This window comes from Neisseria iguanae, assembly GCF_003013245.1.
Lineage (GTDB): Bacteria > Pseudomonadota > Gammaproteobacteria > Burkholderiales > Neisseriaceae > Neisseria > Neisseria iguanae.
On the sequence record NZ_PXYY01000122.1, the window covers coordinates 1 to 5777 of the forward strand.

5 protein-coding genes and 2 pseudogenes are annotated in these 5777 nt (G+C 49.8%); 3 read left to right on the forward strand and 4 right to left on the reverse strand.

The features are described 5' to 3' along the window. Positions 1–151: pseudogene (locus C7N83_RS12730) on the forward strand (IS1595 family transposase); the annotation flags it as partial. A gap of 339 nt (positions 152–490) precedes the next feature. Here the strand turns inward: C7N83_RS12730 and C7N83_RS12735 are convergent. From C7N83_RS12735 to C7N83_RS12750, 4 genes and pseudogenes are all read right to left on the reverse strand, one after another. Continuing rightward, positions 491–928 (reverse strand): ExbD/TolR family protein, encoded by a 438-nt coding sequence (locus tag C7N83_RS12735; RefSeq protein ID WP_106743094.1) that lies wholly within the window; start codon positions 926–928, stop codon positions 491–493. 3 nt (positions 929–931) lie between these two features. Then, positions 932–1591 carry a MotA/TolQ/ExbB proton channel family protein gene (locus C7N83_RS12740; RefSeq protein WP_106743096.1) on the reverse strand — a complete coding sequence of 220 codons (660 nt, stop codon included), beginning with the start codon at positions 1589–1591 and terminating at the stop codon, positions 932–934. A gap of 81 nt (positions 1592–1672) precedes the next feature. Further along, positions 1673–2593 (reverse strand): energy transducer TonB, encoded by a 921-nt coding sequence (locus C7N83_RS12745; protein ID WP_106743098.1) that lies wholly within the window; start codon positions 2591–2593, stop codon positions 1673–1675. A 608-nt stretch (positions 2594–3201) separates the two neighbouring features. Next, positions 3202–3633: pseudogene (locus C7N83_RS12750) on the reverse strand (Rrf2 family transcriptional regulator); the annotation flags it as partial. Between the two features lie 162 nt (positions 3634–3795). Here C7N83_RS12750 and C7N83_RS12755 point away from each other — a divergent pair. After that, a complete protein-coding gene (locus C7N83_RS12755) occupies positions 3796–4176 on the forward strand; it encodes a hypothetical protein (protein WP_106743101.1) in 381 nt (126 codons plus the stop codon). 78 nt (positions 4177–4254) lie between these two features. Then, positions 4255–5412, forward strand: a complete 1158-nt coding sequence (locus tag C7N83_RS12760) for an NnrS family protein (RefSeq protein WP_106743103.1) — start codon at positions 4255–4257, stop codon at positions 5410–5412. Positions 5413–5777 lie beyond the last annotated feature (365 nt).

A 5777-nucleotide genomic window follows, 5' to 3' on the forward strand; every position in this document is an offset into this window, starting at 1 on the left:
GGGACCGGGCGAAGTGCGTCTTGCGCAAATACAATGAGGTTGGCCGTAAATCTTGCCTGCTGTTCCTGAAAGAATGCGGGTTCCGCTTTGACTTCGGCACACCGTCCGGGCAGCTTGAAATGCTGCGAAATGGTGTGGTGTTTGGAGCTAATCTGCGTCAGCCCCTAAGTTTTTAAATCGGTATTTTTATCCAAATTATCTGCCCATTTCCGTAACTGCCATCCCGAAGAATGGTCGTATGGAGACTGATAAAAGCCCGGAAAAAATATGGCGCAGGCAGATAATGCCAACGGCGATGCTCCCTATAATCATTTTTCCATATGAATCCCTCAATTATTTCTTAGCTCGGTCAATTTTTAATCGGAAAATGTTGCAGAATTTTGCCCCAACCATACAAACAAACCGTCTGAAATGCCAAGCCGAAATACTCAAGATTTCAGTCTGATATTTTTTTCAGGCGGTCTGTTTAAAAAAAAAAACAGATAAATGATTATTCTGCTTTGGTTTCTGTGACAAAACCGATTTTACTGATACCGGACTCTTGCACCGCACCCAAGGCTTTGTTCACATAATCATATTCCACGGCTTTATCAGCCGCAATCGCCACAATGGTGTCTTCATTCGCCGTTTTCGCTTCCTTCAAGCGTGCCTTCACCTCTTCAATGGTGATTTTATTGGCAGAATCAGCACCGATGTAATACGCGCCGTCCGCGCCAATCGTTACACGCAAAGGTTCTTTAGGCTGAGCGTGTTTTTTCGCCGCCTGCTCGGAAGCTGTCGGCAATTCCAAAGGAATCGAATGCGTCAGCACCGGCATGGTAATCATAAACACAATCAGCAACACCAGCATCACATCGACTAAAGGGGTCACGTTGATATCGGACATCGGTGCATCATCGTCACCGGAATTCATTGAACCGAATGCCATGATTTAATCCTTTTGATTCAGCAGACGAACGTGCAAATCATGCGCGTAAGCGTCCAAGTCTTGAGAAACCGTTTTTTTACTGCGGTTTAAGAAGTTGTAGGCTAACACCGCCGGAATCGCCACAAACAAACCGGCTGCAGTCGCCACCAATGCCTCACCAATCGGACCTGCCACGGCGGCGATGCTCATTTGGCCGCTTTCACCGATGTTGATTAAAGCATGGTAAATGCCCCAAACCGTACCGAACAGGCCTATAAACGGAGCGGTGGCACCAATCGAAGCCAAGGCTGCCATCCCACCGTCAAACTGGCGCATAGACTGATTCATGCTGGTACGGATTTGTCCGACCAAATATTCGTTCAGCGGTAAAACATTGGCTAAGGTTTTGGTGGTGCTTTGGCGGTAGTTGTCATACGCGCGAACCGCATCGACGGTCAGCGTGCTGACAGGCGCATCAATATTTCTGACTTTCTGCACGGCATCGTTTAAAGTAAACGAATCCATCACCGCTTTTTTGGCAGCGGCATTACCGGCTTTGGCTTGGCGCAGTTTAATCACGCGCACGATTAACACGCTCCATGTCACAATGCTCATGATGACCATCAATAAAAATACACTGATTAAGACGAAATCGCCCGATTGAAACACTAGTCCTAAATTCATAGTTTTTCCAAAATCAAAATAAATAAAAAAACATTTGGCGGCCGCCTTTTCAGCCCAAAAGCAGAATCGTTTTCAGACGGCCTATACGCCCAGGCTAAAGCGTACCGGTACGCGGTAACTGGTCCAAACATTGGTATTGAAGTGGCCGGATTTAGCTGCATTGCGCGCTGCACGGTCCAAGCGTGACGAACCGCTGCTCTTCGCAACCGATACCGAAACAACCTTACCACCCGGAGCCACCAAGACATTCAATACCACTGTACCTTCTTCACCGTTTTCTTGAGCCAAAGACGGATACGGCGGAGTCGGAATCGAACCGGTGGCTTTTACCGGATTGCCGCGACTGCTGCCCGGACCACTTCCGCCACCTGTACCGCTACCGTCACCGGAGCCACTTTCACCTTTTTTACCGCCTGAGCCGCTGCCGCTGCCTTCGCCGCGACCAGTACCTTCGCCTTTGGTACCGCTGCCGCTGCCTTCGCCTTTGACGGATGAAGCGCCCTTGCCGGTTTCACTGCCTGCTTGATCAGCAGCATTGCCGCCGGCTTTTCCGGCCGGTTTCTCTGCCGGGCGTTCGGCTTTAGGCTGCGGAGCCGGCTTAGGTTCAGATGTCGGCTCGGGTTTGGGTTCCGGCTTCGGCTTGGGTTTTTCAACCGGTTTCGGTTTTTCTTTAGGCTGCTGAATATCGGCATCCGCTTTTTTGGTGATGACCGGCTTAATTACCGGTTTTGTCTCTTTCACCGGTTTGGGCTTGGGTTTTGGCTCGGGGCGTGGTTTTGGCTTCGGCGGTGGCGGGGGAGAGGGTGCCTGCGCCAAAGCGGGTTCGCCGGCACCTTCCGGTGCGCCATCGCCGCCACCGAAATCACCTAATTCGACAAACTCGATATGCTCAACTTCGACAATGTCAGGCTTATGGGGTTTCCATAATAAAGACATCAATCCAATGTGCAAAAGAGCGACCACGGCTACCACCGTGGGGTTTAAAATTCGATCTTTTTTCATAGTATGCGCATGGTAATAGCAATTATTCCTGTTTGCAACTTATTTTTACACAATCCCAGCCTTTACCCTGCTTAATTACATCAAAAATAATTGCATTAAAAATCAAAAAATTAAACAATACTGAATCTAGAAACAATACTGAATCTAGAGCGTGTCCTCATTTTGTCTGTGTCGCAGATTTTCGGGCAGAAGTGTATGCGCAGGGCGATACTCAAAGAAGCCGGTTTTACACGCCGTGCCGGTAAAACCGGCCGGCGCGGCAGCAAGGTTGGACACCTTGCGCGCATTTCCAACGCGACAGACGGGTTTTTATGCCGGAAAGATGCCGCATGATGAAATGAGGACATGTTCTAATATTCATTCTCACATCACTGCAAAAACAAACGGCTTTATTCCGGTAATCTGTCGAAAATAAAGCCGTCCGATTCATCAATGAATTTCAATACAACCGCTATCTACGCCACAGAGCCATCAAGTTGCTGAAGCGATAGTATTAATATTTCCCAAACCTAGTTGACGGCATCGATACGGATATCGGACGGCGTCATTTTTTCCAGTACACGCTCCACTTTTTCAGGCATGGTTTCCGCCATCTCCTGCTCAGGCATAATGTCGATTTTAGGAAAGCAAAGCAAATCATAAGTCGGCTTGTTCAACAAGTCTTCCAAGGTAAATCCGTCGAGATGGTTGAAAAACGATTTAATCGCGCCGCCAAGAATACCGGCCAAACGGCAAGATGGTGTAATCAGGCAGCCGTTGCGGTTGCCCATGCATTCGACCAACTGCATCGGTTCCAAATGCCGTATCACCGCGCCGATGTTGATTTTATCTGCCGTCATAGCCAGCCTCAATCCGCCGCCCTTACCACGCACGCTGGAAAGAAAACCGCCTTTGACTAAGGCTGTCACCACCTTCATCAAATGGCTTTTGGAAATGCCGTAAGTATCGGCGATGGTGCTGATGTTGACCAGCGCATCGTCGTTGATGGCGGTATAGATTAAAACGCGCAATCCATAATCTGTATGCTGGGTGAGATACATAACAATCCCTGTTCTGAATCGGGTTTTATTATTAAAAATCAGCCGCTCTAATGATTCATCATGTAATTGGGGCGGTATGTGTTTGACTTTATATGGAATTAAGTTTCATAATATATGAAACTTATAAATTAATCCAGTAAAATCCTGCACAAACCCCCGACTATGAAACCATTAAAACGCCACCCTGCGCTGATTGAGCGCTCACGCGAACACCATCATTCCCTTTCTTTATGTGTGCGTATCCTGCGTACGCCGTCTGAAAGCCATCAGGCTGAACTGGAACCGCATTTTGTAGAATTGGCGCACCATTTTCAAGAAGAAGAAAATCAGTTTGCGCCGTATTGGCCGAATATTGAGCCCGAACTGCGTGCACGTTTTGAAAACGATCACGCCAAATTGCGCCACATGATGGCTCATCCCGAATACACCAGCGAAATATGGAACCGCGAATTTGCCACCACCTTGCGTGACCATGCACGCTTTGAAGAACGCGAGCTTTTTCCTGCCGTTGAGCCTTATTTGCTGGACGAAACGGCCGTTTGAAGATAAATACCATCAGGCCGTCTGAAACTTTTTTCAGACGGCCTGTACAACATTAACTATAAAAATCAAGGAACCACCATGAACGTATTGTTCAAGCACCCTGTTTGGGCCATGGCTTTCCGCCCGTTTTACCCGTTGGCAGCCTTATACGGCGCATTGTCGATTTTACTGTGGGGCTTCGGCTACCAAGGCACACCCGAGCTGCCCGGCTTTTACTGGCACGCGCATGAAATGATTTGGGGCTACGCCGGTTTGGTCGTGATTGCCTTTCTGCTCACCGCTATCGCCACTTGGACCAACCAACCGCCGACCCGCGGCGCGGCATTGGCCGGCTTGGCCGCATTTTGGATTTTGGCGCGCATTTGCGCGTTTGTCCCCGGCTGGGGGGCAGCGGCTAGCGGCATTTTTGGCACGATTTTCTTTTGGTATGGCGCAGTATGCATGGCGTTGCCGGTGTTCCGTACCAAAAATAAGCGCAACTATGCGGCCGTGTTTGCTATTTTTGTGTTGGGCGGCACACACGTCGCCTTTCACCGCCAACTCAGTCCGTTTGATCCGGCCGCATTGTTGGTCGGCCTGCAATCCGGCCTGATTATGGTGGCTGGTTTCATTGGCCTAATCGGTATGCGGATTATCTCATTTTTCACGGCCAAACGCCTGAATATTCCGCAAATCGCCAGCCCGAAATGGGTCAGTCATGCATCTTTGTGGCTGCCGATGTTGACTGCCATGCTGATGGCACACCAAATGCTGTTGCCGTTGGCCGCTTTGTTTGCCTTTGCCGCCGGGGCTATCAGCTTGGTACAGGTCTACCGCTGGCGTCATAAAGGCGTGTTGAAAGAACCGATGCTGTGGATTTTGTTTGCCGGCTATTTCTTTACCGGTTTGGGTTTGATGGCAGTCGGCATTTCCTACTTCTCGCCGTCGTTCCTGAATTTGGGCGTACATTTAATCGGCGTAGGCGGCATCGGCGTGCTGACCTTGGGCATGATGGCACGTACCGCACTCGGCCACACCGGCAACGCGATTTATCCGCCGCCCAAATCAGTGCCGGTGGCGTTTTGGCTGATGATTGCGTCAACCTTGGTGCGGATTTTGGCAACCTTTGTCCACGGCACGGCATATACCCACAGCATCCGTTTTTCCTCCGCTTTGTTTGCCGCCGCTTTGCTGCTTTATGCATGGAAATACATTCCTTGGCTGATTCGCCCGCGTGCCGACGGAAAACCGGGTTAATCTGATGATATATCTGCTTGAATGAATCATGACGACATGGGCAGGTCGGTTTCTTGAATCCGATACTTGCTTAAAAAGCAGGAAAGCCGTTTAAATTCCAAGCAAAGTTTACCCTTGCGGGCAGATCGGAGCGGGTATCCGATCTGCCCCATGTGTTCATTTTTAAGTGGATCAGCCATAAAGTCAGGCACCCCTTCCAACTAAAAAGGTGCGGTTTTCTTCAGTTTTCTTACTGTCCGAATATACACCGGACTTCAAATACCGGGACCTACCCCATTATCACCAAGTGCACAGCCGGCAGCGCGCTTCAAAGCCTCACGCACACACCTGCGCCAGCGGATAGCCGCCTGTCGGCACCGCCGCAC

What these genes read in the sequence shown, in the direction of transcription:
- C7N83_RS12740 (WP_106743096.1), bottom strand. Translation starts at nt 1,591, where the DNA reads ATGAATTTAGGACTAGTGTTTCAATCGGGCGATTTCGTCTTAATCAGT.
- C7N83_RS12745 (WP_106743098.1), bottom strand. Translation starts at nt 2,593, where the DNA reads ATGAAAAAAGATCGAATTTTAAACCCCACGGTGGTAGCCGTGGTCGCT.
- C7N83_RS12760 (WP_106743103.1), top strand. Translation starts at nt 4,255, where the DNA reads ATGAACGTATTGTTCAAGCACCCTGTTTGGGCCATGGCTTTCCGCCCG.
- C7N83_RS12735 (WP_106743094.1), bottom strand. Translation starts at nt 928, where the DNA reads ATGGCATTCGGTTCAATGAATTCCGGTGACGATGATGCACCGATGTCC.
- C7N83_RS12755 (WP_106743101.1), top strand. Translation starts at nt 3,796, where the DNA reads ATGAAACCATTAAAACGCCACCCTGCGCTGATTGAGCGCTCACGCGAA.